Below are 24,610 nucleotides of genomic sequence, written 5' to 3'. Positions count from 1 at the left end.
AGGATCTGCCTACCCCGACGGCGGAGGGAACCGTTTCGGCGCACTTCTGCGACGTAATGGCCAGCATGAATGCGTCGGAGCAGACGCCCGAGGACATGCTGAGCTCATACAAGCGCCTTGGAGAGGTCGTTAGCCCGAACCAGCAGGTCTACGCCGAGTTCTACACCTTTGTTACCGATTCGCAGGAGACCACGCCCGATCCGGCCGAGCTACAGACGATCATGGATAAGGTTCAGGTCGCTTCTGTCTCAGATTCCCATGCATGTGCGGCGCTTAGCGGCGGCAAGTAGGCACAGCACGTCACCCTGGCGACCAGCATGTGATTGCCAGGACGGAAGAAACACCCCGTGGGCTCAAGGAGCGCACGGGGTGTTTTGATTGGTGAAGTGGAATGGCTGAGGCCGGCTTAGGCATCAACCTCACAGCGGCAGGGGGCTGGAATCGTCGTCCACACCAGAGACGCCGAGGGCACCGTGCGCGCCCGGCTCCTGGATCTGGTCGAGGTCCGCGCGGGCAAGGCCTAGCCCGCGCGCGGGACGGCCCCGTGGCGGAATCACCGGGGCTCCGGCGGTGTTGAGCCGGATGTGAAGCGTCTAGGTTTTCTCTCGTTCGGCCACTGGAGCCCGGCTGTCGGCTCGCCCGTCCCCACCGCGGCGGAGGGCCTGCTGCAGAGCATCGACTTGGCCGTGGCCGCGGAGGAGGCCGGCGTGGACGGCGCCTACTTCCGCGTGCACCACTTCGCCCGCCAGCAGTCCTCTCCCTTTCCGCTGCTGGCCGCCATCGCCGCGCGGACCAGCCGGATCGAGATCGGCACCGGCGTCATCGACATGCGGTATGAAAATCCCCTCTATATGGCAGAAGAAGCCGCGGCGACGGACCTGATCAGCGGCGGTCGCCTGCAGTTGGGCATCAGCCGGGGGTCGCCCGAGCCGGCACTGAACGGGGCTGCCGCCTTCGGGTACCGGCCGGCCGAGGGCGAGACCGACGCCGACATGGCCCGCCGCCACACTACCGTGTTCCGCCGCGCCATCACCGGCGCCGGTATGGTTCCGGCGGACCCGAACCACATGCAGGGCGGGCATACCGGCATGCTCCCGGTGGAGCCGGTCTCGCCGGGGCTTCCCGAGCGGATCTGGTGGGGCGCCGGCTCCCGCGCCACTGCGGTCTGGACCGCCGAGCAAGGGATGAACCTGATGAGCTCCACGCTGCTGATCGAAGACACCGGCGTGCCGTTCGACAAGCTTCAGGCCGAACAGATCCACCTGTTCCACGAGGCCTGGCGGAAGGCCGGCCATGCCCATGTTCCGCGGGTGTCGGTCAGCCGCAGCGTGATGCCCGTTGTGGACGCCGAGGACCGCCGTTACTTCGGGCTGCGGGCCCAGGCTGACCAGCATGACCAGGTCGGCATGCTGGACGGCACCCGCTCGCGGTTCGGCAAGAGCTACATCGGCGAGCCGGACAAGATCGCCGCGGACCTGGCCGCGGACCAGGCCGTGCAGGCGGCGGATACGGTGCTGCTGACCGTACCGAACTACCTGGGCGTTGCGTACAACGCCAAGCTGCTGGGCAACATCGTGAAGCACGTGGCGCCGGCCGCCGGCTGGCGCTAGCCACTCGATGCCCATCCATACAGCAGATGGCGAGATGCCAGAGCGGACCAGAGCCGGGCTACAACAGCACGTCGTTCAGGTCGTAGGAGACCGGCTCGTCCAGCTGCTCATAGGTGCACGATTCCGGATCGCGGTCCGGCCGCCAGCGGACAAACTGCGCGGTGTGCCGGAAACGCTCGCCCTCCATATGGTCGTACTTGACCTCCAACACGCGCTCCGGCCGCAGCGGCACGAACGACAGGTCCTTGCCTCCGCTCCACCTGCTGCCCTCGGACGTGAGCGGCGTGCGCTCGCCGGCCTCGTGCTGCTCCCGGTTCCAAGGATGATTGTTTGAATCGGTGATCAGCGGCTGCAGCTCCTCGAACAGCTCCTCGCGGCGCTTCATGCTGAACGCCCCGGCCACGCCCACATGGACCAGCGTTCCGTCGTCGTTGTAGATGCCCAGCAGCAGCGACCCCACCCGGCCCGGGCCGCTCTTGTGCACCCGGTAGCCGGCGAGCACGCAATCGGCGGTGCGCTCGTGCTTGATCTTGAACATGGTCCGCTTGTCCGGCTGGTAGGTCCCGTCCAGCGGCTTGGCCACCACTCCGTCCAACCCGGCACCCTCGAATTCGTGGAACCACTTCTCGGCCAGCGCCGGATCATCCGTGGTCCGGGTCAAATGGATGGGATTGACGACGGCGGAGAGCGCCTTCTCCAGCGCGGCCCGCCTTTCCTCGAACGGGCGGGAGGTCAGGTCCTCGTCGCCGAGGGCCAGCAGGTCGAACGCCACGAACCGGGCCGGCGTCTGCACCGAGAGCAGCTTGACCCGGCTGTCCGCCGGGTGGATGCGCTGCTGCAGCACCTCGAAATCCAGCCGGTCACCGCCCTCGCCCACCAGGATGATCTCCCCGTCCACCACGCAGCGCTCCGGCAGTTGCTTGCGGAAAGCCTCCACCAGTTCGGGGAAGTAGCGGGTCATCGGCTTCTCGTTCCGGCTGCCGATCTCCACGGTGTCTCCGTCGCGGAAGATGATCGAGCGGAAGCCGTCCCACTTCGGCTCGTACTTCATTCCGCTGTCGGGAATTTTGGCCACACCCTTGGCCAGCATGGGCGATACGGGCGGCATCAGCGGCAGGTCCATGCGCCCATTCTCGGCGTTGGCCATGCCAGTGTCCATGCCCTCGCGGACAGAAGTGAGGTTAAAGGATCGGGAGGAATCCCGGCGGGCATTGCGGGAACTGTACCTGCACCGCCCGTCCGGAGACGTTAGACCCGGCGGTAGATGTCCGCCACTGGACAATGAAACGGGTCAGAAGCGGCTATTCCGACAGCGCCCAGATAGCGGACTATGGCCGCATATGATGCCAGCAGGCTGGTCTCCGTGTACGGAATCGAATGTTCGTGGCAGTATTGGCGAACCATCGGCGCCGCCTTGCTCAAGCAAGGACGGGGCATGTCAGGGAACAGATGGTGCTCGGTCTGGCGGTTCAGGCCGCCCATCAGCAGATCCATGATCCAGCCGCCGCGGATATTGCGGGAGGCTGTCACCTGGCGGGTGACGAAGTCAGGCCGGCTGGATTTGGAATAGATCGGCATGCCCTTGTGATTCGGCGCAAACGACGCCCCCATGTAGAAGCCGAAAACCGCCATCTGAACGCCGATGAACGCGAACGCCTGCCCTAACGGGAGCAACCAGAAGACAACTGCGAGCAGCACCGCGGCGCGGGCAGCGAGGATGCTCAGCTCCAGCCAGCGGTGCTCCACCTTGTCCTGCCGGATCAGGTACTTGAAGGAATCCACATAGAGGCTAAAGCCGAGGAACGGCAACAGCGGGAACAACAGGTATCCCTGGAGCCGCGTGACGCGGGCCATGGCCCCGCGGCGCCCGGCCGCAGCATCCGGATGGAACGCGATGGACCCGGTCCTAATGTCCGGGTCCTTATCCACGGTGTTAGGGAAGCCGTGGTGCCGGGTGTGCTTGCGCATCCACATGGCGTAGCTGATGCCCACGAGGCCGGTGCCGACCAGCCGTGCCGCCCATTCATTGACCCGCTTGGACTTGAACACCTGATGATGCGCCGCCTCGTGGGACAGGAAAGCGAACTGGGTGAACAGCGCCCCTACCGCAGACGCAATCAGCAGCTGGTACCAGCTGTCGCCAAGCAGGGAGAATCCAGTCCAGGCCGCGGCAAGCAGGGCCAGCAGGACCGCGAAAAGGGTGATGTAGTAACAGCGGCGGCGTTTCTGCAGTCCCGATTGTCTGATCTTTTCCGCTAAAGCCAGATAGCCGGCGGCAATGTCGTTCGGAGCCTTAGGAGCCTTGGGAGCCTTAGGAGCCGGAGCTTCGGTGGCCGGAGCAGGGAAGATGGGCGCGGCCGACTGGGGCTGGGAGTCCATGCGGGATACCTCGAAACCAACCGGTGGCAGTACGGCAGAAATACTGCAGGAGCACCGGTCTCTGGAATCTACTCTTGTTGGAACCGCCTGTCACCAGATACGGACATAGTGACGACGGCGGTGCCGGCAGACAGTTGCTCCCCCCAGAGGAAGCAACTGCCTGCGCGGGTGGCCCGAGAAGCGTTGTTCGGAACGAAAGATGAGCAGGCGCCCTTCCCACGCGTGGAAAGGGCGCCTGCTCAATAGTGGAATTCAGGAACGGGTTTAGTCGCCGATGTAGAAGAGGCGCTTGTTGACGAATTCGTCCATGCCTAGCGGGCCGAGTTCGCGGCCGAAGCCGGAGCGCTTCACACCACCGAAGGGCAGGTCCGCGGCTTCACCCACGCCGTTGACGTTGGCCATGCCGACCTCCAGACGCTGGGCGATCTTGCGGGCGCGTTCCTCGTCGGTGGAGAACACCGCGCCGCCGAGGCCGTAGTCGGTGTCGTTGGCCAGCTTCAGGGCTTCTTCGTCGCTGGAGACCTTGTAGACCACGGCCACCGGGCCGAAGAGCTCTTCGCGGTAGGCACGCATCTCCGGCGTCACGTCGGTGAGTACGGCCGGGGCCAGATAGGCGGCGGGCCCGTCGTGCAGGGTGCCGCCGGCGTGCAGGGTGGCGCCCTTGTTCACCGCGTCCATGAGCTGCTCGTGCAGTCCTTCGGCGGCCGCCCGGGAGGACAGCGGGGCGAAGGTGCCCTCGAGTTCCTCGGCCGGGTTGCCGGGCTTGAGGTCCTTGGCCAGGTTGGTCAGCTCGGCCACGAAATCGTCGTAGATGTCCTCCATGACGATCATGCGCTTGTTGGAGTTGCAGGCCTGGCCGGTGTTCTCGATCCGGGTTGCCCAGGCTTCGGCGGCGGTGGCCTTCACGTCGTCGGTATCCAGCACCACGTACGGGTCGGAGCCGCCCAGTTCCAAGACGGCCTTCTTCAGGTTCTTGCCGGCCAGCTCGCCGATGATCGCACCGGCCCGCTCCGAGCCGGTCAGCGAGACGCCCTGGACCCGCGGGTCGGCGATGATGTCGGCGATCTGTTCATGGCTGGCGAAGACGTTGATGTACACGCCCTCGGGGACACCGGCGTCGTCCATGATCTGCTGGATGGCCAGCGCCGAGCGCGGGCAGGTTTCGGCGTGCTTGAGGATGATGGTGTTGCCCAGCACCAGGTTCGGCGCGGCGAAGCGGGCCACCTGGTAGTACGGGTAGTTCCACGGCATGATGCCCAGCAGCGGTCCGACCGGCAGCCGCTGGATCATGGCGCGGCCGCCGCCGATGGCCTTGATCTCCTGCTCCGCGGCCAGCGCGGGCCCCTCGGTGGCGAAGTAGCTGAAGATGTCCGTGCAGAACTCTGCCTCACCCTTGGATTCGGAGAGCGGCTTGCCCATCTCCTCGGTGATAATCGCCGCGAGCTCGTCGGCGCGTTCGGTGAACAGTTCAGCCAGGCGGGCCACCACCTTGGCGCGGTCCGCGATCGGCACCTCGCGCCAGGAAGTGTAGGCGGCCTGGGACTTGGCGATGGCGTCCTGGACCTCGGCATCCGTGGCGGTGGGGAACTCCGCTACCACCTCACCGGTGGACGGGTTTTGGACACGGTAGCCCGGCTGGGTGGACGAAGCGGCGGGGGAAGTGGTGGTCACAGCCCTGGTCTCCTTCAGATAATGACGAATCAGAGGGACGGCTGCGTGGCCGTCTCCGACTTCCATCTTGTACCGTCCGGCCGGTTCTGTGAAGTGGGTTACGCTCACGGCATGAGCGCGCCCGGTTGGAGCTTCCTAGCGTTCGCCGAGCAGCCTCTCCATGTCCCGCCGGTCCTTCTTGGTGGGCCGGCCGGCGCCGCGGTCGCGCTGCGGGATGCCCAGGGCCGGAGCCACCGGACGCGGCGGTGTGTGGTCGGTAAAGCAATGCGAGGCTGCCTCGGCTCCCACCCGCTTGGCGATCAGCCGGCGCACTTCCAGGATCCGCTCGTAACCGGGCTGCCTCACCCGCAAGGTGTCGCCCGGCACCACCGACTGAGAGGCCTTGACCGGATTGCCGTTCAAGCGCACGTGTCCGGCGCGGCAAGCGGCGGTGGCCGCGGAGCGGGTCTTGTAGGCGCGGATGGCCCACAGCCACGCATCAACGCGCACCGAACTCGGGGTAGTGGCTGAAGTGTTCATGCCCTTCCGAGTCTAGCGCCGACACGATGCTAGCCCTTGGGCAGACCGCGACCTTCCGTTCGCCGTCGGATGTGATTTTTCCTTTCACCGGCTGTTCACACCCAGTTGGCCGGCAGGTTCGCAACCGCTGTGAAGCTCGACGGAAGGGGGAACCGCACGAACATCACCTACGAAGGGCGTCATTCCCATGGCATCTCGCTTGATCAGAACATTGACTTGCTCCGTCGCGGCTGTGGCCGTCGGCGCCACCCTCACCGCCATCCCGGCCAGCGCACAGAACAGCGCTCAGAACAAGGCCGGTCAGGAAGAAGCCCCGCTGCTGATCGGCCACCGGGGTGCCGCCGGTACGGCTCCGGAAAATACGGTAGCTGCGTTCAAGGACGGCCGCGCCTCCGGTGCCGACTTCTTCGAAATCGACGTCCAGCTCAGCGCCGATGGCGTGCCGTTCCTGTTCCATGACGACACTCCCGCCCGGACCACCAATGTGGAGGAGGTCTTCCCGGAGCGCGCTGGCGACCCGATCACGTCCTTTACCTGGGATGAACTGCAACAGCTCGACGCCGGGTCCTACTTCGGTGCCGAGTTCGCCGGCGAACGCATCCCGCATCTGGATGACGCCGCGAAGGTCGCCACGGTGAAGACCGGGGTGTACATCGAGATCAAGTCACCGAAGAACTCCCCGGGCATCGAGCAGCTGGTCGCCGACGAGCTGCACACCGACGCCAAGTGGAAGAAGCTCGTGGCAGCGGACAAGATCCAGGTCCTCAGCTTCGACGAGGCCTCCAACCGCACGTTCGCCCAGATCGCTCCGGAGATTGTGCTGCAGCAGCTCTCCAGCACCGTGCCGGGCCCGGCCGTGCTGGAATCCTGGGCCGGCTTCGCCGATTCGGTCGGTACCAACTACCGCACCCTGACGGCGCAGAACGTGGCCGACACCAAGGCTGCCGGGCTGGTCATCGGCGTGTACACCGCCAACTCGCCCGAGGCCGTCCAGCACTCCATCGACCTGGGCGTCGACGCCGTCACCGGCGATTTCCCGATCCAGACCGCCCGCTACCTGGACGGACGGAAGCCCTTCCCAGCCGGCGCCGTGGAGATCGTTGGTGCGGTGAACGATCCGGCCGGCAATGATGTGCAGCCGGAGACCGGCGAGCACGTGGTGCTGCGCAACGCCACCGGGCAGAACCTGGACGTCAGCGGCTACATCATCCGCGACGCCGCCAACAACGTGCTGGAAATCGGCGAGGACTACGTCCTTGCCCCGGGTGCCGAGCTGCGCGTCTACACCGGTCCCGGCACCAACAGTGCGGATGCCTACTACAACGGTGGCACCGCATCCGTCCTGAACAACGGCGGTGACTCGGTGGCCCTGTGGAGCCCGCAGGGGCAGCTGCAGGACGTCTTCGCCAACTAACGGAGAACATCCTTTTCCACAACGACGTCGGTGCTTGGTGGGGGCTTCCAGCTCGCCCCAAGTGCCGACCTCGTTTTGGTCGGTGGTGCCGGCTTCTGTTGCACCCGCGGTCCTCCGATCCACCGTGGTTGCAGAAGTCCCGGTGATCACCCGGCTTTCGCGACAAACGTCAAACGTCTAATGTTTAGGGATGACATTGGACCGGACCAAGGCAGAGATTCCCCCGCGTGTGAAGGACGACGACCATGACGTCCCGGCGGTGGATTTTGCTGATGCCCTGGTGCCGGAGTTGCACTTGCCGGAACCGGCCCAAAAGCCGGCCCAGGCCCAAAATCCTACCGCGGAGCCGGCTCCTGTTGCCCACCGCCGCTGGCTGATGACGGCGGCGGTGGCCGCCGTCGTCCTCATAGGACTGAACCTGCGGGCGGGCATTGCCAGCGCGGCGGCGCTGTTCCACGATCTGCAGCAGTTGTTGGGTTACGGGCCGCTGGTCGCCGCGCTGCTGCCCACCGTCCCGGTGCTGTGCTTCGCAGTGGCCGGAGCCGCGACCGCCTGGCTGAGCAGCCGGATGGGGCTGGAACGGGCCATCGCGCTGGCGCTGGCGCTGCTGGCCGCGGGGCTGGGGCTGCGCGGCATCGAGTCCGTCGGCTTCCTGCTGGCTGGCACTGTGGTGTCCATGTCGGGGCTGGCGGTCTGCAACGTGGCGATGCCGACGTTCATCCGCAAGTACTTCGCGCACCGGCCGTCGACGATGACCGGTGCCTACACCATTTCCATGTCCGTTGGAGCAACGGTAGCCGCAGCAGTCAGCGTGCCGCTGGCCATGCAGCTGGAGTCGCCGCTGCTCGGCCTGGCCGCCTGGGCGCTGCTGGCCGTCGTCGGGCTGGCGGTCTTCCTGCCCATGACGTTTGTGGGCCGGCGCCAGCTGGCTCCCGGGACCCGCGGCCACCTGTCGCCGTGGCCGCTGCTGCGCACCCGCAAAGGCCTGCTGCTGACCGGACTGTTCACCATCCAGGCGCTGCTGGTCTACACCGTGATGGGCTGGTTCCCGTACATCCTGATTTCCCGGGGGATGGCCCCGGCGGCGGCCGGGCAGACGCTGGCGCTGGTCCAGGTTGTCTCCATTCCCGCCGTCGTCCTGCTGCTGGCGATGGCAGCGCGGCCGGGCCTGCTGCGGCCGGCTTTCATGCTCACCTGCGCCGCCTCGCTGGCCGGCTATCTGGCCCTGCTGGTGCTGCCCGCGGAGCTGGCCGTGGTCCCCGCCGTGCTGATCGGCTTGGGATTCGGCGTCTTTCCGCTGTTGATGCTGGTGATCAGCCGCACCGGGTCCGACGCCGTGGAGACCACCGCGCTCTCCACGCTGGCCCAATCCGTGGGCTACCTGTTCGCAGCGCTGGGCCCTTTCGGCCTGGGCCTGCTGCATAACGCGCTGGAGGACTGGACCGTTCCGCTGGTGCTGCTGGTGGCCGGCGCGGTGCTGCAACTGCTGCTAGCGCACGGCGTCAGCTCCCTGGTGCGGGAGGGACGGAAATGACCGCGGATCCTGGGCAGGGCCCCTTGCACCGGCCGCCGCTGACGGAGGAAGTCACCGCGCGGCTGCGCGAGTCCATCGTGGCGGGCCGCTGGCCGCTGGGCGGACGGATCCCGCCGGAGCCGGAACTGGTAGCCAGCCTGGGGGTCTCCCGCGGCACGCTGCGCGAGGCAATCAAGGCCCTGGCCCACGCCGGCATGCTGGAGGTCCGCCGCGGCGACGGAACCTATGTCCGGGCCACCAACGAGATCAGCGGCACCGCCCGCCGTGCCTACCGCGAGTACGACGACGAGGACGTGCTGCAGGTGCGCTTTGCCCTGGACACCCAGGCCGCCCGGCTGGCCGCTCAGGCGACTCATGAGGCGACTTCGGCGGAAGACGGCGCGGTAGCGGCGCTGCGGGAGATGCTCGCCCGGCGCCGGCAGGCCTGGGTCGAGCAGGATCTGGAGGGCTGGGTCGCCGCCGATTGGGACTTCCACCAAGCGGTGGCCGCGGCCTCCGGGAACCCGTTGCTGCATGAGCTCTATTCCAGTTTTGGCGACGTGTTCCATGGGGCAAAGATGGCCCAGCGCTTGCGCGACGGCTTCGATGGGTGCCTGCGCGCCGGCCACGAGGACCTGGCGGACGCCATCGCGGAGGGCGATGCCGATGCTGCGGCGCAGACGGTGATAGCCAACCTGCAGTACTGCCTGGAATGGATGCCGCAGCGCAAGCCATAGGGCCTGCGGCGGCAGGCAGCCCGGCAGCCGCGGGCACCTTTGCGCACGGGCCGCGGAGTACATGGGGGAGGCCACAACCGGCCACCGGTGGGGCATGTGGCACGATCCCGCGCGGCCGGGGTACCTTGAATCACGAACCCCGGAACGAACGGGAAGCAGGAACGAGGAAAGCTGGCAATGTCCACTTCGACGAAACCGTCCGGAAGCACGCGCAAGACGTGGCTGAAGATCACCGCGGCAGTGGCCGGCGCCGTCGTCGTGCTGTTGCTGTTGGTGTTGCTGGCCAAGTGGCTGCGGACCATGCCCGGCGTGCAGGACTTCGTGGCCGCCTACCCGGGCACCTCCGAACTTCCCGAGTCGGCCCCGGTGGGGCTGCCGGCCTGGCTGGGCTGGCAGCATTTCCTCAACTTCTTCTTCCTGGTGCTGATCATCCGTACCGGGCTGCAGGTGCGCACCGGCGCGCGCTCGCCGGCCTATTGGACGCGCAACAACAAGGGCCTGGTCAAGACCAAGAACAAGCCGACCAAGATCACGCTGAATCTCTGGTTCCATCTGACGCTGGATTCCTTGTGGGTGCTCAACGGCATCGTGTTCATGGTGCTGATCTTCGCCACCGGGCACTGGATGCGGATTGTGCCCACGAGCTGGGACATTTTTCCGAACGCGCTTTCCGCCGTGCTGCAGTACGCCTCGCTGGACTGGCCGCTGGAGAACGGCTGGGTGAACTACAACGCGCTGCAGCTGCTGACCTACTTCGCCACCGTCTTCATTGCGGCGCCGCTGGCCATCATTTCCGGCCTGCGGACCTCGGCCGCCTGGCCCAAGAAGGCCGCGGTGAACAAGTACTTCCCGATCGAGGCCGCCCGGGCCATCCACTTCCCGGTGATGGTCTACTTCGTGGCGTTCATCGTGGTGCACGTGACGCTGGTGCTGGCCACCGGCGCCTTACGCAACCTCAACCACATGTATGCGGCAACGGACGACGGCGGTTGGGCCGGCTTCTGGATTTTCGCCGCCTCGCTCGCGGTGACGGTTGCGGCGTGGTTCCTGGCCCGGCCGATCTTCCTGCGGCCGATCGCCTCGCTGACCGGCAAGGTCACCTCCCGCTGACCAACAAGGCCACCTCCGGCTGGCCAGTAATGTCGCCTCCTGCGGGCGGGACATCAGCTCCCGCTGACCGCGACACGCTGCAGCCGTTGCCGCGACGCCGGGCGCCGCGCTCCCGCACGGCTACACTGCCCACGTGATCACTGTTGCGGCCGTTGCCGCCTGCTGCGTCCTTGCCCTGCTGGCCGTCTTCCAGATCCTGCTTGCCGCGGGCATGCCGTTGGGGCGGTTCGCGTGGGGAGGCAGCCACCGTGTGCTGCCGGCCAAGTTCCGAATTGGCAGCGCCGTCTCGGTGGTCCTCTATGCCTTCTTTGGGATCATCATCCTGGACCGGGCGCAGCTTCTGGACGCCCTGCCGCACACCGTGTCCGTGGTGTTGATCTGGGTCCTGACTGCCTACCTGTTCGTGGGCGTCCTGATGAACGCCATCTCGCGCAGCAAGCCCGAGCGGTGGACCATGACGCCGGTGGCCCTGGTGCTTGGCGTGCTCAGCCTGGCGGTTGCCCTCGGCTGACGGGCCGTCCCCCAGCCGTTTTGGGGAGACAAAAACCGGGGCTTGCCCCGAGCGCACGGCAGGCTCACGATTGGTTCACTACGGCCGATCAGGAGGCAGCCATGCAGGTCCGTTTCCGCCGCGCGCTGATTGCCCTTGCGGTGATTGCCGGCGTCCCGGCTGCCCTGGCCGGCGGCGTGGTCTTCTGGCTGCGCTTCAGCCCCCGGCCGCTGGCGGTGTTGCTTCGGGTGCTGGCCGAGCGGGACGGCCGGCGCACCGCCCGCGCCATGGCCCGGCATGTGCCGGACGGCGTCAGCGAGATCCTGGATCAGCAGTACCTGAGCAACCATGGCCACACCTACTTGGACGTGTTCTTTCCGGACGAGGCGGCGCGGGATGCGTTGCGCCTGCCAACGATCGTCTGGATTCACGGCGGGGCGTGGATCTCCGGCACCAAGAACGACGTCGCCAATTACCTGCGGATCCTGGCCTCCTATGGCTTCACCACCGTTGGCGTGGACTATTCGCTGGCGCACAAGCGACGCTATCCGGCGCCGGTGCGCCAGAGCGCAGCGGCCTTGCGCTACCTGGAGCACAATGCCGAGCGGCTGCACATCGATACCGAGCGGATGGTGCTTGCGGGGGACTCGGCCGGCGCACAGATCGCGGCGCAGTTGGCGCTGGTGGTCTCCGACCCGGAGTATGCCCAAAAGCTGGGCATCGCCTCGCCGACGGCGCCGGACCGGCTGCGCGCGGTGCTCTTGCACTGCGGCGCGTACGATCTGTCGCTGACCGGGGCGGACCAAGCCGGGAACCAGAACTATCTGCGCACTGTGCTGTGGTCCTACACCGGGGCTAAGGATTACCTGGAGCGGCCGTACATAGCCTTGGCGTCGGTTGCCCGGTATGTGAGCGACAAGTTCCCGCCGGCTTTCGTCTCCGCGGGCAATACCGACCCGCTGCTGCCGCACTCGCTGGCGTTGGTCAAGGAGCTGAAGAAGAACGGCACGAAGGTCGAGGAATTTTTCCCCCAAACGGCTGCCGGGCTGGGGCACCAGTTCCAGTTCAACCTGGACCTGGAGGCAGCGTGGCAGGCGCTGGAGCGCAGCGTACACTTCCTCCGCCAGCACACCGGCTGACTGCCCAGACCGGCTAGTTTTCTGCGGACCTGCTAAGCGGCGCACCGCACTACCGGCCTATCGCTATGGCCGCCCATCGCCCGGCCGCCCACGCCGGCTCATTCTTGCCGGTCCCGGCTCGCCGGGGTGCCCACTTCCTCCGAGAGCGGGATCTCCTTGACGAAGCACGCGAGCACCAACGCAGCAAGCACGATCGGCACCGCGTAAAGATAGATCGGCGGCAGCGCCTGGGCGAAGGCATGCGCGATGAACTCCTGGGCCGGGACCGGCAACGACTTGAGCACTGCGGGGCCGAGCGAACTGAAGCTCTGGCCGCCGCCGGAACCTATCGTCGTCACGAGACCGGTCGGCGCCGTCGAAAATTCCTCGGTCAGGCGGCTGATGAAAATGGCGCCGAACAGCGAGATGCCGAAGGTGGCGCCGATCTGGCGGAAGTAGTTGGTGGCCGAGGTGGCCGTACCCAGATCCCGGCGCCGGACGCTGTTCTGCACGATCAGCACCAGGTTTTGCATGATGGAACCCAGCCCCAGCCCGAGCACCAGCATGCCGGCGGCGGTGAACGCGTACGGGGTGGTGTCGGAGATCTGCGAGAGCATGACCAGACCGGCCGCGATCAGGATGGTGCCGATGATCGGGAAGATCTTGTAGCGGCCGGTGCGGCTCACCAGTTGGCCGGTGGTGGTGGTGGCTCCCACCATGCCCGCCGTCATCGGGACCATCATCAGGCCCGACTCGGTGGCGCTGGCGCCGTTGACCATCTGCAGGAAGGTCGGCAAATAGGCGATCGTCGAGAACATCGCGATGCCCACGCACACGCCCATCAGGGTGGGCAGCGTGAAGTCCCGGTCGCGGAACAGCCGCAGCGGCAGCACCGGTTCCACGGCCCGGCGCTCGGCCAGCACGAACAACACCGAGGCGACCACGGTGAGCACGCCCAGTCCGATGATCACCGGACTGTCCCAGGGATAGGTGGTCCCGCCCCAGCTGGTGAACAGGATGACCGCCGCACTGGCGACCGCCAGCAGGAAGGTGCCCAGATAGTCCAGCTTGGGCCGGGGCCCGCCCGGTTTGTGCAGGTGCAGGGTGGTGGTGATGACGGTCAGCGCCGCGGCACCAAGCGGCAGGTTGATGTAGAAGACCCAGCGCCAGCTCCAATGGTCGGTGATGAAGCCGCCCAGCAGCGGACCGCTGACCGAGGCGAGGCCGAAGGCGGCCCCGATCAGGCCCATGTACTTGCCCCGCTCCCGTGGCGAGACCAGGTCGCCGATGATGGCCTGCGCGCCGATCATCAGCCCGCCGCCGCCCACCCCCTGGATGGCGCGGAAGGCGATCAGCTGCGGCATGCTCTGGGCCATGCCGGAGAGCATCGAACCGCCGAGGAACACCGCGATCGCGAAGATGAAGATGCTCTTGCGTCCGAACAGGTCGCCGAGCTTGCCATAGATCGGCAGCCCGATGGTGGCGGCCAGAATGTAGGCGGTGATCACCCAGGAGATGTGCTCCAGCCCGTTCAAGTCCCCGACGATGGTGGGCAGCGCCGTCGCCACGATGGTCTGGTCCAGTGCGGCCAGCAGCACGGTGAGCATCAGTCCCAGGAACACCACCGTGATCCGGGGCTGCGCAGCGGCCGCGCCGTCCGGGGTTGGGGTCCGGTCCTGATCCGTGCGTGCGGAAACCGGTGCAGTTGAAGGACCGGACGGCTGGTGAGGGCCGCGGTCTGGGCTGGGAGGAACTGCCATGGTCAACTTCCTGGCGGTGCGGTGGCGCAGGCGGCCTGTTGGTGGTTGCCTGGGGACGCTATCCCGCCCCGCGACTGTTACCGTACTGCCGTCGGCGGGGCGGCACAACCCCTGGAATCGGCACGGCGCTGACGTACGCTGGAAGCCTGCCCAGCGAAGGGACACACCAATGGACGACGCCGGATCCCGCCTGATCTTTGGCAGCATGGGTCTGGGCGGTGGCTGGGGGAGCGGGCCGCTGGAGGCGGCCGACGTCGCCGCGGCCCACGCCGCCGTGGAGGCGGCGCTGGACATTGGCATCAGGATTTTCGACCACGCCGACATCTACGCCCACGGCAAGGCGGAGGCGGCCTTCGGCCGGGTGCTGGCCGAGCGTCCGGAACTCCGGGAAACCATCCAGCTGCAGAGCAAATGCGGCATCCGGCTGCCGGTTCCCGGACTGGTCGGCCAGTACGACTCATCCCGCGCGGCGATCGTGGCCGGCACCGAGGAAAGCCTGCGCCGCCTGCACACCGATCACCTGGACACGCTGCTGATCCACCGGCCGGATCCGCTGGCCCCGACTGAAGAGATTGCCGAGGCGTTCAGCGGCCTCCGGCTGGCCGGAAAGGTCCGCCGCCTGGGTGTCTCGAACATGTCCGGCGAGCAGATGAGGTGGCTGCAGGCGGCGCTTGACGAGCCGCTCGCAGTGAACCAGCTGGAAATGAGCCTGTACCGGCGGGACTGGCTTGAATCAGGCGTGCTGGTCAACCACCCGCAAGGCGCGGCCGTCAGTTTCCCGCACGGCACCCTGGAGTATTGCGCTGCCCACGCGGTGGAACTGCAGGCCTGGGGCTCGCTGGCACGGGGCCGCTACAGCGGCCGGCCGGCGGAGCCGGGTGCCGGCGACGAGGGCGCCGCTGGCGACGGCGGCGAGGGCGCCGCGGATGGGGCGGCGGCGGCTTTGGTCTCCGAGCTGGCCCGGGACAAGGGCTGCACGCAGGAAGCGGTGGTGCTGGGCTGGCTGCTGCGCCATCCGGCCAAAATCCGCCCGGTCGTGGGTACCAGCAATCCGGATCGGATCAAGGCCTGCGCCCAGGCCGAGGAGATCGGCGCCGCGATGACCCGGCAGGAATGGTACACGCTGTGGGTGGCGGCGCGAGGGCGCCCGCTGCCCTAGACGAACGCGGGCTGCACCAGCCTGCGGAACGCGGAGTCGTGGAAGACCAGCGGTTCGTGCGCGCCGTCGTGCGTGCTCAGTGCGTGTACCTCCAGCAGCACCACGTGGTGGTCGCCGGCCGGGAACTCCTGATATACCGAGCAATCCAGCCACAGCGCTGCCTCGTTGAGGAACAGTGCGTCCTGATCGGTGCGGTGCAGGCTCAGCCCGGCGAAGCGGTCGCCGTTCTTGGAAGCAATCTGGCGGCAGACGCCGTCGTGCTCTGTGCTCAGCACCGAAACGCCGATCCGACCGGACTGGCGGACCAGCGGCCAGGTCCGGGAGGTGTTCTGGACGGCGAACATCACCAGCGGCGGCTCCAGCGAAACGCCCACGGTGAAGGAGGAGGCGATGATGCCTTGCGGCTTGCCGTCGATGACGGCGCAGAGCGCTGCGATCCCGGAGGGAAAGCGCCCGAAGGCGGAGCGAAGGGTGTTCGGGGTCAAGTCGTTGTGCAGGGACATGGCCATCCTTGAAGCTCAGGCGCATCCGCTGCTGCCGAAGGATACGCGTACTTGCCTGCCGACAAACCCGGCTGGCCGAATCATCACCTGGAGCACCCCGCTACGGTAGAGGGTTGCCGGCCAACTAGCCAGGGCTGTGAAGTTGGCGCTCGTGATTCATTTCCAAGGTAAGAGCGGGACGTGACCCAGGTCAAACGCGGGTAACAGTTCGTTAAAAACTCCGTGGGCCAGGCATTGGCCCGGACTCCGCTGCCTCAGGCGTCGGCCGGCTGTTCCGCGCCGCGGTTCAGCCGGAAGGGATGGGCAGGATAGACGCCCAGAATCCGGATTTCTGTGGTGAAGAATTCCAGTTCCTCGAAGGCATGGACCATTGACTGGTCCTCCGGATGGCCTTCGACGTCCACCATGAACATGGTGGCCGCGAATTCGCCGCCGACCATGTAGCTCTCCAGTCGGGTCATGTTGATGCCGTTGGTCGCGAACCCGCCGAGCGCCTTGTACAGTGCCGAGGGAACGTTCCGCACCCGGAACACAAAGCTGGTCACGGCGGGACCGGGCAACTCCTCGCGGCTGGGGACGGGCCGTCGGTCGGCCAGCACCACAAACCGGGTGGTGTTCGTTGGGTCGTCTTCCACTTTCTCGGCGAAGACTTGCAAGCCGTAAAGCTCGGCGGCCATCGGCGGCGCCAGCGAGACCTTGGTGGGATCGTTCCACTCAGCAACTTCACGGGCCGAGCCGGCGGTATCACCAGCGATGACCGGCGTCAGTCCCAACCTGCGGATCAGCTTGCGGCACTGTCCCAAGGCATGGATGTGGCTGTGCACTTCACGGGCCTGTTCCACCGTGGCCCCCGGAATGCCGAGCAGGCTGAAGCGGATGGGCAGGAAGAATTCCTCCACGATCTGCAGCGTGGTCCTGGGCAGCAGGGCATGGATGTCCGCCACCCGGCCAGCGATCGAGTTGTCAATGGGGATCATGGCCAGGTCGGCCTCGCCGCTCGTGACGGCGGCAAAGGCGTCTTCAAAGCTGGCGCACGGCACCGCGTCCCAGCCGGGCCGGACCTCAAGGCATGCCATATGCGAGTTCGAGCCGGGTTCACCTTGGTACGCGATTGCTGGAGCCATGGGCGAAATTATCCCACCGGGACAGCCCGGGGCTTTATTCGGCGGGCTCCGGCCGGCGTCATAAAGCGGAGCGACGCGCCGATAGAGTGGAGGGCGTGGAAGGATCCAACCCCCGTGCCGTTGCCCTCTGGCTCGCTGCTGCCGTCGTCGCGCTCTTCGCCGTCAGCCTGACGGTGATGCCGTCCATCATGGGGCTGGACATCATGCCTGCGCTGATCGTGGTGTCCGTGCTGCTGATTATCGGCGCCGGAGTGCTGGCGGGGATGGCGATTGCAGCCAGGCGGTCCGGGCGGCGGTAGGGCCGAACCCGCGTATGGTCAGGCGACGACGCCGAAGCCTCCGGTCCACGGGAGCTCTCGGCGGCAGCCAAGGAGATCTGCAGGAATCCGAGGGCCTCGAGTTCCCGGGCCCGGGACAGCGCGCCGGCATCGATGGCTTTCAGCCCGGCGGCGGTGACCACCTCGGCCAGCTGGGACTTGGCCGCGGCGTCGTCCCCGGCCATGAGCACGGTGGTGGGCAGGCCGCCGACGGTCCCGGAGGACAACGTGGCGGCGAGGGTGGTGTTGAAGGCCTTGACCACGCGCGAGTCCGGCAGCGAGGCGCTGAGTTCGGCTGCCGCCGAGCTATCAGAGGGCACGGTGAGCGAGTCGAAGGTTTCAAAGTTCACCGGGTTGGTGATGTCGACGACCACCTTTCCCGCCAACTGATCGCCGCGGTTGCGGACGATGTCGGACAGGGCGGGGTACGGCACTGCGAGGACAACAATGTCGCCGGTTACGGGTCTGGTGTCATCGTGGCCGAACGTCTCGACCACGTTTCCGCCTTTGCTGACCACGCTGGAGATGGCCTGGCCCATCTTGCCGGTACCGATGATGCTGACGTTTGCCACGGGAACGCTCCTCAGATCTGCCGGAATGCCTGAACGTACGAGCGAAACGGTAGCAGCATGGCACCGGGGGTCAAGGCTTGCAGCGGGATAGTGCTGGTGGCCTCAGCCGGTGTAGCGGGTCCTAGTCGAGGTGGGATTCCTGGGTGATGCCGTAGGGCACCTCGTCGCTCAGTTCCACGGTGAACTGCCCGGGGCCGGTGCGGGTGACCAGTATGCCGCAATCGCCGTCGAGGGCGGCGATTTTCTGCAATTCTTCCACCGCAGCATTGAGTAGATCGTGGGCCTCGGAGGCCGTCTGTGCCGTCAAAGACTTGGTAGCCAAAGTCGTGGCCATGGTTCTGCCTTTCGTGACCGGAGGCTGCCGCAGAGGAGAAAGAAAACGGTAGCTTGCGGCCGGAACGTGGTGCCCATGCGGAACGGTGCATGGAGGTTTACATTGTGCCATTCCAATGGACATCAGATGAATTTTCAAGCGGCGTGGCGGACAACACTCCTCTCGCGACTTAGTACCGCTGGCGCGGGTTTGGCGGGGATCGGCGCCAGAGGAGTGTGGCGAAGAATACGTAGCGGGGGCAGACGTTACGGGGCGGGCTGCCGATAGTGGGAAGCATGAGCTACCGCCACATCCCTTCAGCTGCCGGCCTGACCGTATGGGGCATCGTCCTCTTCGTTGCAGGAGGTGCATTGAGCGGATGGATGTCGGCCTCGGCGGTCCGCGAGTCCTTCCTGGACGCCACCAGCGTGTTCTACAGCTCTGACGCGGACGTCTACACCGGCTTTGCGGTGCTGTTCGCGATGGTTTCGATTGCCGGCTTTGTGCTGCTGACGGCAGGGGTTTCCCGCGCCGTGAAGCGTGCCGACCAGCGGTACGACGGCTGGTTCCGGACGCTGCACCCGGGGAGCCCGGCGGCACCGCACTCTGCGCCGTTGCCGGCGGCGCCGGTTCAGGGCCACGAACGGGTTCAGGGCCACGAATGCCCTCATTCACACGGCGCGGGAATCCCCACCACGGGCATCCCGCCGATGCCGAGGCGCGGGCCCTCGCAGACCGGCCGGTAGCGGCAGCCGTCGTCGACTATTTGGCCTAGAAAGGGTTCAGCAGCCGGTGGACGAACTGCCGGGTGCGCTCTTCCTGCGGCTCGCGCAGCACCTGATCGGGGTGGCCGCGTTCCACCACCACGCCGCCGTCCATGAACACCACTTCGCTGGCCACCTCCCGGGCGAACGCCAGCTCGTGGGTCACCAGGGCCATGGTCCAGCCTTCGTCGGCCAGTTCTTTGATCACGTGCAGCACGTCGCCCACCAGTTCGGGGTCCAGCGCCGAGGTCGGCTCGTCGAAGAGCAGCAGCGAGGGTTTGAGGGCCAGCGCCCGGACAATGCCGACCCGCTGCTGCTGGCCGCCGGAGAGCTGGTGCGGGTACTGGTCTTCCTTGCCGGTCAACCCCACGCGTTCCAACAGCGACATGGCCTCACGTACTGCCTCGGCCCGGGGCCGCTTCTGGACCTGGACAGGGCCCTCGATGATGTTCTGCAGCACGGTCATGTGCGGAAACAGGTTGTAGTGCTGGAACACCATGGCGCTGCGGTCCCGCAGCTCGGAGATCTGCTTGCGGCTCACCGGCGAGCCGAAATCGACGGCGGGTCCGCCCGCGAAGGCGACCCGTCCGCCGTCGGGAATTTCCAAGCCGTTCAAGCACCGCAGCACGGTGGTCTTGCCGGAACCGGAGGGGCCGATCAGCGCCAGCACACCTCCGGTCTTCACCGCCAGGTCGATGGACGTCAGCACCTGGTTGCTGCCGAAGGACTTGCGCAGTCCCTCAACGGAGAGCACCGGACCGCCGTCGGCGTCGGAAGGCCCGGCGGGCGGCACATCAGTGGGCGACATAGCGGTCCAGCCTCTTCTCCAGTCGGGTCTGTCCGGCGGACAGGACCAGGCAGAACACCCAGTAGACCGCCGCGGCCTCCATATACAGCAGCAGGAATTCCTGGCTAAAGGCGGCGATCTCCTGGGCTACCCGGAACGCTTCGGTGACCAGGATCAGCGAGGCGAGGGACGTGTCCTTGACCAGCGAAATGAAGGTGTTGGACAGCGGCGGCACGGAGACCCGGGCCGCCTGCGGCAGGACGATGCGCCGGAGCGTGGTGGTGCGGGCCATGCCGATGGTGTGTCCGGCTTCCCACTGGCCCTTCGGCACGGACAGGATCGCGGCCCTGATCACCTCTGCCGCATAGCCGCCCACGTTCATCGAGAATGCGATGATCGCGCTGGGCCACGGCTGGAGCACCACGCCGATGGTCGGCAGGCCGTAGAAGATCACGAACAGCTGCACCAGCAGCGGAGTGCCGCGGATGACCGAGATGTAGGCCCGGGCGGCCCCGGCCAAGATCCGGTTGCCGCCGATCCGCATCAACGCGAGGATGAGCGCCAGGACCAAGCCAATGGCGAAACTGGCCAGCGACAGCGGGATGGTGCCGGTCAGCCCGCCCTGGACAATAGGCCAGAACGAACTGCGCAGCAGCTCCCAGTCGATGTTCATACGGCTACGTTAGCGTCTTGCTCCTGTTTACTTGGTGACGTCTGCGCCGAAGTACTTCTCGGAGATTTTGGCCAGCGTGCCGTCCTCGCGCAGCTCACCGAGCGCCTTGTCGAACGCCTCCACCAGGTCCTCGCTGCCCTTCCGGAAGGTGAAGGCGCTCTGCGACTCTTCATCGGTTTCCGCGGCCACCTTGATGTCCTTGTTGTCATGGCTGGCCTGGTAATCCAGGTACGTGAGCTTGTCGTTGACGGTGGCGTCCACGCGGCCCTGCTCCAGCAGCGAAACGGCCTGCGCCCAGCCCTCGACCGACTGGACCTTGGCGCCGGCCTGCTCGGCGAGCTTATACCAGTTGCTGGTGAGCGACTGCGCGCTGGTCTTGCCCTTCAGATCGGCCAGCGAGGCAATATCGCTATTATCGCTCTTCACCACGACGACGCCGGTGCTCACCGTGTAGGGGACGGAGAAGTCGTACTTGGCCTGGCGATCTTCGTTGATGGAGACCTGGTTGGCGATCACGTCGAACCGGCCGGCATCAAGGCCGGCGAAGATGGCGTCCCACTGGGTCTCCTCGAACTTCACGTCCACGCCCAGTTTCTCCGCTACGGCCTCGACGATCTCGACGTCGTAACCGGTCAGTTCGCCGTTGCCGCCCTCGTGGAAGCTGAACGGGCGGTAGGTGCCCTCGGTGCCCACGGTGATCGCGCCGGCGTCTTGGATCTCCTGAAGCGAACTGGCTGCGGCGGAGGTCGACGGCTGAGACTCCGACGGCGCGGAGGTGCTGCAGCCGGCCAGCACTAGGGCGGCAGCTGCGGCGGCACCGAGTACGGACAAACGACGACGAATCATGGTGGAAATTCCTTGTGGTCTAGGACGGTAAGCCTGCCGGTGGGATGGCCGGCGGACGCTGAACGCTAGCACGTACAACAACGGCCACCTCAAGATATGTTCCGAACTGTGTCGGTACTGTGAGCAGGCGCACGCTGCCCGGGGCGGCGGCACGCTGCCGCGCCGTCACTTGGCGGCACGCACCGCCGTCGTCCTTCGGTCAGTCAGCCGCCACCCGGACCCGCAGGGCGCCCGGATCAACGCGCATGGAGAGCCGGGAACCCAGGCCAATGTGGTCCCCGTCCAACTGCATCTCCTGCGGCCGGCCGGCGGTGATCACCACTTCCTTGCCCTGGTAGTAGTCCACCGACGGGTCCACGCTCCGGCCGCGCTTGGCGAGCCCGGCCAGCACGCCGAGCCAGCCGAGCCGGCCGCGCGGAGAAATGGTCATGATGTCCAACAGCCCGTCATCGATCTCCGCGCCGGGGAACATCTCGAATCCGCCCTGGATCTTGCCGCAGTTACCGCCCATCACGCTGCGCATCCGAAGGGTGATGGGTTTGCCGCCGTCGATGGAGAGCGTGGCACGGACCGGTTTGCCAGGGAGATTGCGCAAACCTGCCTCCACGTAGGCGAGCCAGCCGATTCGGTCCTTGAGCCCGTCATCCGTGCCGCCAATGACGGCGGCGTCGAAGCCGAGTCCGGCCATGACCAGGAACACCGCACCGCTGCCCGAGCCGTCCACCGTGGCCAGCACGGCGTCGATTTGCCGCTCGCGACCGGCCAACGCGATGCGCACCGCGGTCTCCGGGTCGTCCACCGGCAGGTCCAGATTGCGCGCCAGCAGGTTGCCGGTGCCCAGCGGGATCACGCCCAGCGGCGTATCCGTTCCGGCCAGCCGCCCGGCCACGCGCCGCACGGTGCCGTCACCGCCGGCGGCGATGACAAGATCGACTCCGGCATCCATCGCCTCCTGCGTCTGTCCGGCACCGGGATCCTCCAGTGTGGTCTCCATCCACAGCGGCGGCTGCCAGCCGGTTTCGGCGCACGCATCCTCGACCAGCGCCACTAGATCAAAGCTGAACTTCTTCGATGGATTCCAGACCACCGCGGCACGGCGGGAGCCTGAGGGAGCGAATTCGGTCATGATGTCCTTATCTGGGTCCTGTCCGGCCGGCGCCGTGGCCTTGCAACCCGACGAAACCCATTCAAGCAGGATTCACCGGACGCCGTCGGCTCGACATCGCCTCGGGGCGATTATAAGTTCAAACTGGACAATCCCGGATCCAGGAGAAGAATGCTTCGGCGCGCACTTGCACTCATCATGGCCCTGCTGCTGACGGTGGCGGTGGCTGCTTGTGCTCCCGAGCGGGAATCGCCGGACCCAACCGCCCAGGCGCTGGCCGAGGGGCTGACCGCCAAAGACGTCTCGACGGTGGCGTTCGCCGATGCCACCGGGGCCCAGGTGCAGGAGCAGCTCGCCGCGCTAACCAAGGATATGGACGAGTGGCAGCCCGACGTCACGGTGACCGGCGTCGAAGAAGTCGAATCCAACCTCTTCCGCGCCACTCTTTCCTATGACTGGCCGGTGCCGGACTCGGAACAGGGCTGGAGCTACACCACCACGGCGGACCTGCACTATGCGGACGACCGCTGGCAGGTGCGGTGGACACCGGAGGTCCTCGAACCCTCGCTGGCTGAGGGCGAGCGGCTGGTGCTGGCCACCAAAGAGCCGCAGCGCGGCCAGATCCTCGACGCCGACGGCGACGCGATCGTCAAGAACCGCCCGGTCAAGATTGTCGGGATCGACAAGGCCGGGCTAGACAAATCAGCCGCCGAGGACTCCGCCCGGGAGCTGGCAGCGCTGGTGGACGTTGACGTCGCTGGTTACGCGAAGAAGGTTGCTGCCTACGGTCCCGAGGCCTTCGTTGACGCAATTACCCTTCGCGAGGGCGCCTTCAAGGAACTAAACCAGGGGAAACTGGAGGACATCGACGGCTTCCTGGCCGTGGACGACCAGATCCCGCTGGCGCCCAGCCGCACCTTCGCCGGGCCGGTGCTGGGCTCCGTCCGGGAAGCCACGGCGGAGGACATCGAGAAGTCCGAAGGCAAGGTGGTGGCGGGCGAGACGGTCGGCTCTTCCGGGCTGCAGGCGGCCTTCAACAAGGAGCTCTCCGGCACCCCGGGAGTTACGGTGTCCGCCGTCGCGCAGCCGGCCGAAGAAGGCACCGAGGCGCCGAGCCGCCAGCTGTTCCACCAGGACCCGGCCGACGGCAAGAACCTGAAGACCACGCTGGTGCCCGACCTGCAGTCCGCTGCCGAGGACATTCTGGCCGACGTCAAATCACCAAGTTCGATCGTGGCGCTGCGGCCGTCCACGGGCGCCGTCCTCGCGGCCGCCAACGGGCCGGACAGCGAAGGCTACAACACCGCGTTCCTGGGCCAGTACGCGCCCGGTTCCACCTTCAAGATCGCCACGGCACTGGGCCTGCTGCGCAACGGCATGACCCCGGATTCCACCGTCACCTGCGATCCGGACCTGGTGGTGGATGGCCGCACCTTCGAGAACGCGGACAGCTACCCGGCGGCCTTCACCGGCAAGATCACCTTGACCGAGGCCATCGCCCACTCCTGCAATACGGCGTTCATCTCCGAACACCAGAAGCTCTCGCAGGACCAGCTCGCGGACGCCGCCGGTGCCCTGGGCGTCGGCATGACGGCCAACCCCGGGATCGAGGCCTTCTTGGGCACCGTGCCGCGCGAAGACTCCGAGGGCACCGCGCATGCCGCCTCGATGATCGGCCAGTCCCGCGTGCAAACGTCGCCGCTGTCCCTCGCCACCATGATGGCGGCCGTGGTGAAAGGCGGATTTGTGGTGCCCACGTTGGTGGACGGACACGATCCTGAGGCCAAGCTCCCGGACGTGCCGAAGCTGACCGAGAAGGAGGCCGAGCAGCTGCGCACCATGATGCGCTCGGCCGTGGTGGACGGGTACTTGGCCAACTTGACGGACCTGCCCGGCAAGCCCGCGATCGGCAAGACTGGGACCGCCGAGTACGGCTCCGAAAATCCGCCGCAGACCCACTCCTGGGTGATCGCCGGCCATGGCGACCTTGCCATTGCGGTGTTCGTGGAGGACGGCAAGCTCGGCGCTGAGACGGCCGGCCCGCTGGCCGAGGCCTTCTTGGAAGCCGCTGCCCGCTAGGCATCACCTAACGACGGCGATGCCCCCTTCAGGTGCGTGTTCGGCAC

25 protein-coding genes and 1 riboswitch are annotated in these 24,610 nt (G+C 66.7%); of the genes, 11 read left to right on the top strand and 14 right to left on the bottom strand.

Going from position 1 to position 24,610, the window contains the following annotated elements:
* A partial coding sequence (locus tag AC5RWT_RS16535) for a hypothetical protein (protein WP_494081088.1) occupies positions 1-290 on the top strand: 290 nt, incomplete at its 5' end.
* Between the two features lie 129 nt (positions 291-419).
* On the opposite strand, the gene AC5RWT_RS16530 is transcribed toward AC5RWT_RS16535, so the two are convergent.
* Positions 420-557, bottom strand: a complete 138-nt coding sequence (locus tag AC5RWT_RS16530; protein WP_494081087.1) for a hypothetical protein — start codon at positions 555-557, stop codon at positions 420-422.
* Between the two features lie 27 nt (positions 558-584).
* Here AC5RWT_RS16530 and AC5RWT_RS16525 point away from each other — a divergent pair, with 27 nt between their 5' ends.
* Entirely contained in the window at positions 585-1,610 is a 1,026-nt protein-coding gene (locus tag AC5RWT_RS16525; RefSeq protein WP_494081086.1) for an LLM class flavin-dependent oxidoreductase, read from the top strand.
* 58 nt (positions 1,611-1,668) lie between these two features.
* Here the strand turns inward: AC5RWT_RS16525 and AC5RWT_RS16520 are convergent, their stop codons facing one another.
* The 4 genes from AC5RWT_RS16520 to AC5RWT_RS16505 form a co-directional block, all read right to left on the bottom strand.
* Complete coding sequence (locus AC5RWT_RS16520) at positions 1,669-2,733, bottom strand: ATP-dependent DNA ligase (RefSeq protein ID WP_494081091.1); 1,065 nt, start codon at positions 2,731-2,733, stop codon at positions 1,669-1,671.
* Positions 2,734-2,858: 125 nt separating this feature from the next.
* A complete protein-coding gene (locus tag AC5RWT_RS16515) occupies positions 2,859-3,989 on the bottom strand; it encodes a fatty acid desaturase family protein (protein ID WP_494081085.1) in 1,131 nt (376 codons plus the stop codon).
* A 264-nt stretch (positions 3,990-4,253) separates the two neighbouring features.
* Positions 4,254-5,660: an NAD-dependent succinate-semialdehyde dehydrogenase gene (locus tag AC5RWT_RS16510; protein WP_494081084.1), complete on the bottom strand. Its 1,407-nt coding sequence runs from the start codon at positions 5,658-5,660 to the stop codon at positions 4,254-4,256.
* A 135-nt stretch (positions 5,661-5,795) separates the two neighbouring features.
* Positions 5,796-6,179: an RNA-binding S4 domain-containing protein gene (locus AC5RWT_RS16505; protein ID WP_494081083.1), complete on the bottom strand. Its 384-nt coding sequence runs from the start codon at positions 6,177-6,179 to the stop codon at positions 5,796-5,798.
* Between the two features lie 199 nt (positions 6,180-6,378).
* On the opposite strand from AC5RWT_RS16505, the gene AC5RWT_RS16500 reads away from it, so the two are divergent.
* The 6 genes from AC5RWT_RS16500 (at position 6,379) to AC5RWT_RS16475 (ending at position 12,582) form a co-directional block, all read left to right on the top strand.
* The gene (locus AC5RWT_RS16500; protein ID WP_494081082.1) at positions 6,379-7,593 is read left to right on the top strand and encodes a glycerophosphodiester phosphodiesterase family protein; all 1,215 of its coding nucleotides are present in this window, start codon (positions 6,379-6,381) and stop codon (positions 7,591-7,593) included.
* A gap of 190 nt (positions 7,594-7,783) precedes the next feature.
* The gene (locus tag AC5RWT_RS16495) at positions 7,784-9,127 is read left to right on the top strand and encodes an MFS transporter (RefSeq protein WP_494081081.1); all 1,344 of its coding nucleotides are present in this window, start codon (positions 7,784-7,786) and stop codon (positions 9,125-9,127) included.
* Complete coding sequence (locus AC5RWT_RS16490; RefSeq protein ID WP_494081080.1) at positions 9,124-9,843, top strand: FadR/GntR family transcriptional regulator; 720 nt, start codon at positions 9,124-9,126, stop codon at positions 9,841-9,843. The genes AC5RWT_RS16495 and AC5RWT_RS16490 overlap by 4 nt, the downstream gene beginning before the upstream one ends.
* Positions 9,844-10,020: 177 nt before the next feature.
* A complete protein-coding gene (locus AC5RWT_RS16485) occupies positions 10,021-10,953 on the top strand; it encodes a cytochrome b/b6 domain-containing protein (protein WP_494081079.1) in 933 nt (310 codons plus the stop codon).
* 133 nt (positions 10,954-11,086) lie between these two features.
* On the top strand, positions 11,087-11,464 hold the full coding sequence (locus AC5RWT_RS16480) for a hypothetical protein (RefSeq protein ID WP_494081078.1): 378 nt from the start codon (positions 11,087-11,089) through the stop codon (positions 11,462-11,464).
* A 101-nt stretch (positions 11,465-11,565) separates the two neighbouring features.
* Complete coding sequence (locus AC5RWT_RS16475; RefSeq protein ID WP_494081077.1) at positions 11,566-12,582, top strand: alpha/beta hydrolase; 1,017 nt, start codon at positions 11,566-11,568, stop codon at positions 12,580-12,582.
* Positions 12,583-12,680: 98 nt separating this feature from the next.
* On the opposite strand, the gene AC5RWT_RS16470 is transcribed toward AC5RWT_RS16475, so the two are convergent.
* Complete coding sequence (locus AC5RWT_RS16470; RefSeq protein WP_494081076.1) at positions 12,681-14,321, bottom strand: MDR family MFS transporter; 1,641 nt, start codon at positions 14,319-14,321, stop codon at positions 12,681-12,683.
* Positions 14,322-14,490: 169 nt separating this feature from the next.
* Between AC5RWT_RS16470 and AC5RWT_RS16465 the strand changes: the two genes are divergently transcribed.
* Positions 14,491-15,480 carry an aldo/keto reductase gene (locus tag AC5RWT_RS16465; protein ID WP_494081075.1) on the top strand — a complete coding sequence of 330 codons (990 nt, stop codon included), beginning with the start codon at positions 14,491-14,493 and terminating at the stop codon, positions 15,478-15,480.
* Here the strand turns inward: AC5RWT_RS16465 and AC5RWT_RS16460 are convergent.
* From AC5RWT_RS16460 to AC5RWT_RS16445, 4 genes are all read right to left on the bottom strand, one after another.
* Complete coding sequence (locus AC5RWT_RS16460; protein WP_494081074.1) at positions 15,477-15,983, bottom strand: flavin reductase family protein; 507 nt, start codon at positions 15,981-15,983, stop codon at positions 15,477-15,479. The genes AC5RWT_RS16465 and AC5RWT_RS16460 overlap by 4 nt on opposite strands.
* Positions 15,984-16,025: 42 nt before the next feature.
* Positions 16,026-16,140: riboswitch (SAM riboswitch) on the bottom strand.
* Between the two features lie 97 nt (positions 16,141-16,237).
* Complete coding sequence (locus tag AC5RWT_RS16455; protein ID WP_494081073.1) at positions 16,238-17,107, bottom strand: prephenate dehydratase; 870 nt, start codon at positions 17,105-17,107, stop codon at positions 16,238-16,240.
* Positions 17,108-17,165: 58 nt separating this feature from the next.
* Positions 17,166-17,996, bottom strand: a complete 831-nt coding sequence (locus AC5RWT_RS16450; RefSeq protein ID WP_494081072.1) for an NADPH-dependent F420 reductase — start codon at positions 17,994-17,996, stop codon at positions 17,166-17,168.
* 121 nt (positions 17,997-18,117) lie between these two features.
* Positions 18,118-18,330 (bottom strand): hypothetical protein, encoded by a 213-nt coding sequence (locus tag AC5RWT_RS16445; RefSeq protein WP_494042878.1) that lies wholly within the window; start codon positions 18,328-18,330, stop codon positions 18,118-18,120.
* Positions 18,331-18,605: 275 nt separating this feature from the next.
* Here AC5RWT_RS16445 and AC5RWT_RS16440 point away from each other — a divergent pair, with 275 nt between their 5' ends.
* Entirely contained in the window at positions 18,606-19,055 is a 450-nt protein-coding gene (locus tag AC5RWT_RS16440) for a hypothetical protein (protein WP_494081071.1), read from the top strand.
* A 25-nt stretch (positions 19,056-19,080) separates the two neighbouring features.
* Here the strand turns inward: AC5RWT_RS16440 and AC5RWT_RS16435 are convergent, their stop codons facing one another.
* The 4 genes from AC5RWT_RS16435 to AC5RWT_RS16420 all read right to left on the bottom strand — a co-directional run bounded on the left by AC5RWT_RS16435 (position 19,081) and on the right by AC5RWT_RS16420 (position 22,505).
* Positions 19,081-19,881 carry an amino acid ABC transporter ATP-binding protein gene (locus AC5RWT_RS16435; protein WP_494081070.1) on the bottom strand — a complete coding sequence of 267 codons (801 nt, stop codon included), beginning with the start codon at positions 19,879-19,881 and terminating at the stop codon, positions 19,081-19,083.
* Positions 19,868-20,533 (bottom strand): amino acid ABC transporter permease, encoded by a 666-nt coding sequence (locus tag AC5RWT_RS16430; protein ID WP_494042875.1) that lies wholly within the window; start codon positions 20,531-20,533, stop codon positions 19,868-19,870. The genes AC5RWT_RS16435 and AC5RWT_RS16430 overlap by 14 nt, the downstream gene beginning before the upstream one ends.
* 27 nt (positions 20,534-20,560) lie before the next feature.
* Positions 20,561-21,379, bottom strand: coding sequence for an amino acid ABC transporter substrate-binding protein (locus AC5RWT_RS16425; RefSeq protein ID WP_494081069.1), 819 nt, complete (start codon positions 21,377-21,379; stop codon positions 20,561-20,563).
* A 199-nt stretch (positions 21,380-21,578) separates the two neighbouring features.
* Positions 21,579-22,505: a diacylglycerol/lipid kinase family protein gene (locus AC5RWT_RS16420; protein WP_494042873.1), complete on the bottom strand. Its 927-nt coding sequence runs from the start codon at positions 22,503-22,505 to the stop codon at positions 21,579-21,581.
* 150 nt (positions 22,506-22,655) lie between these two features.
* Here AC5RWT_RS16420 and AC5RWT_RS16415 point away from each other — a divergent pair, with 150 nt between their 5' ends.
* Positions 22,656-24,563: a penicillin-binding transpeptidase domain-containing protein gene (locus AC5RWT_RS16415; protein WP_494081068.1), complete on the top strand. Its 1,908-nt coding sequence runs from the start codon at positions 22,656-22,658 to the stop codon at positions 24,561-24,563.
* The last annotated feature ends 47 nt before the right edge of the window (positions 24,564-24,610 follow it).

The sequence above is a fragment of the Arthrobacter sp. Dra40 genome, from assembly GCF_059091905.1.
This window is presented reverse-complemented; position numbering and strand designations above follow the sequence as displayed.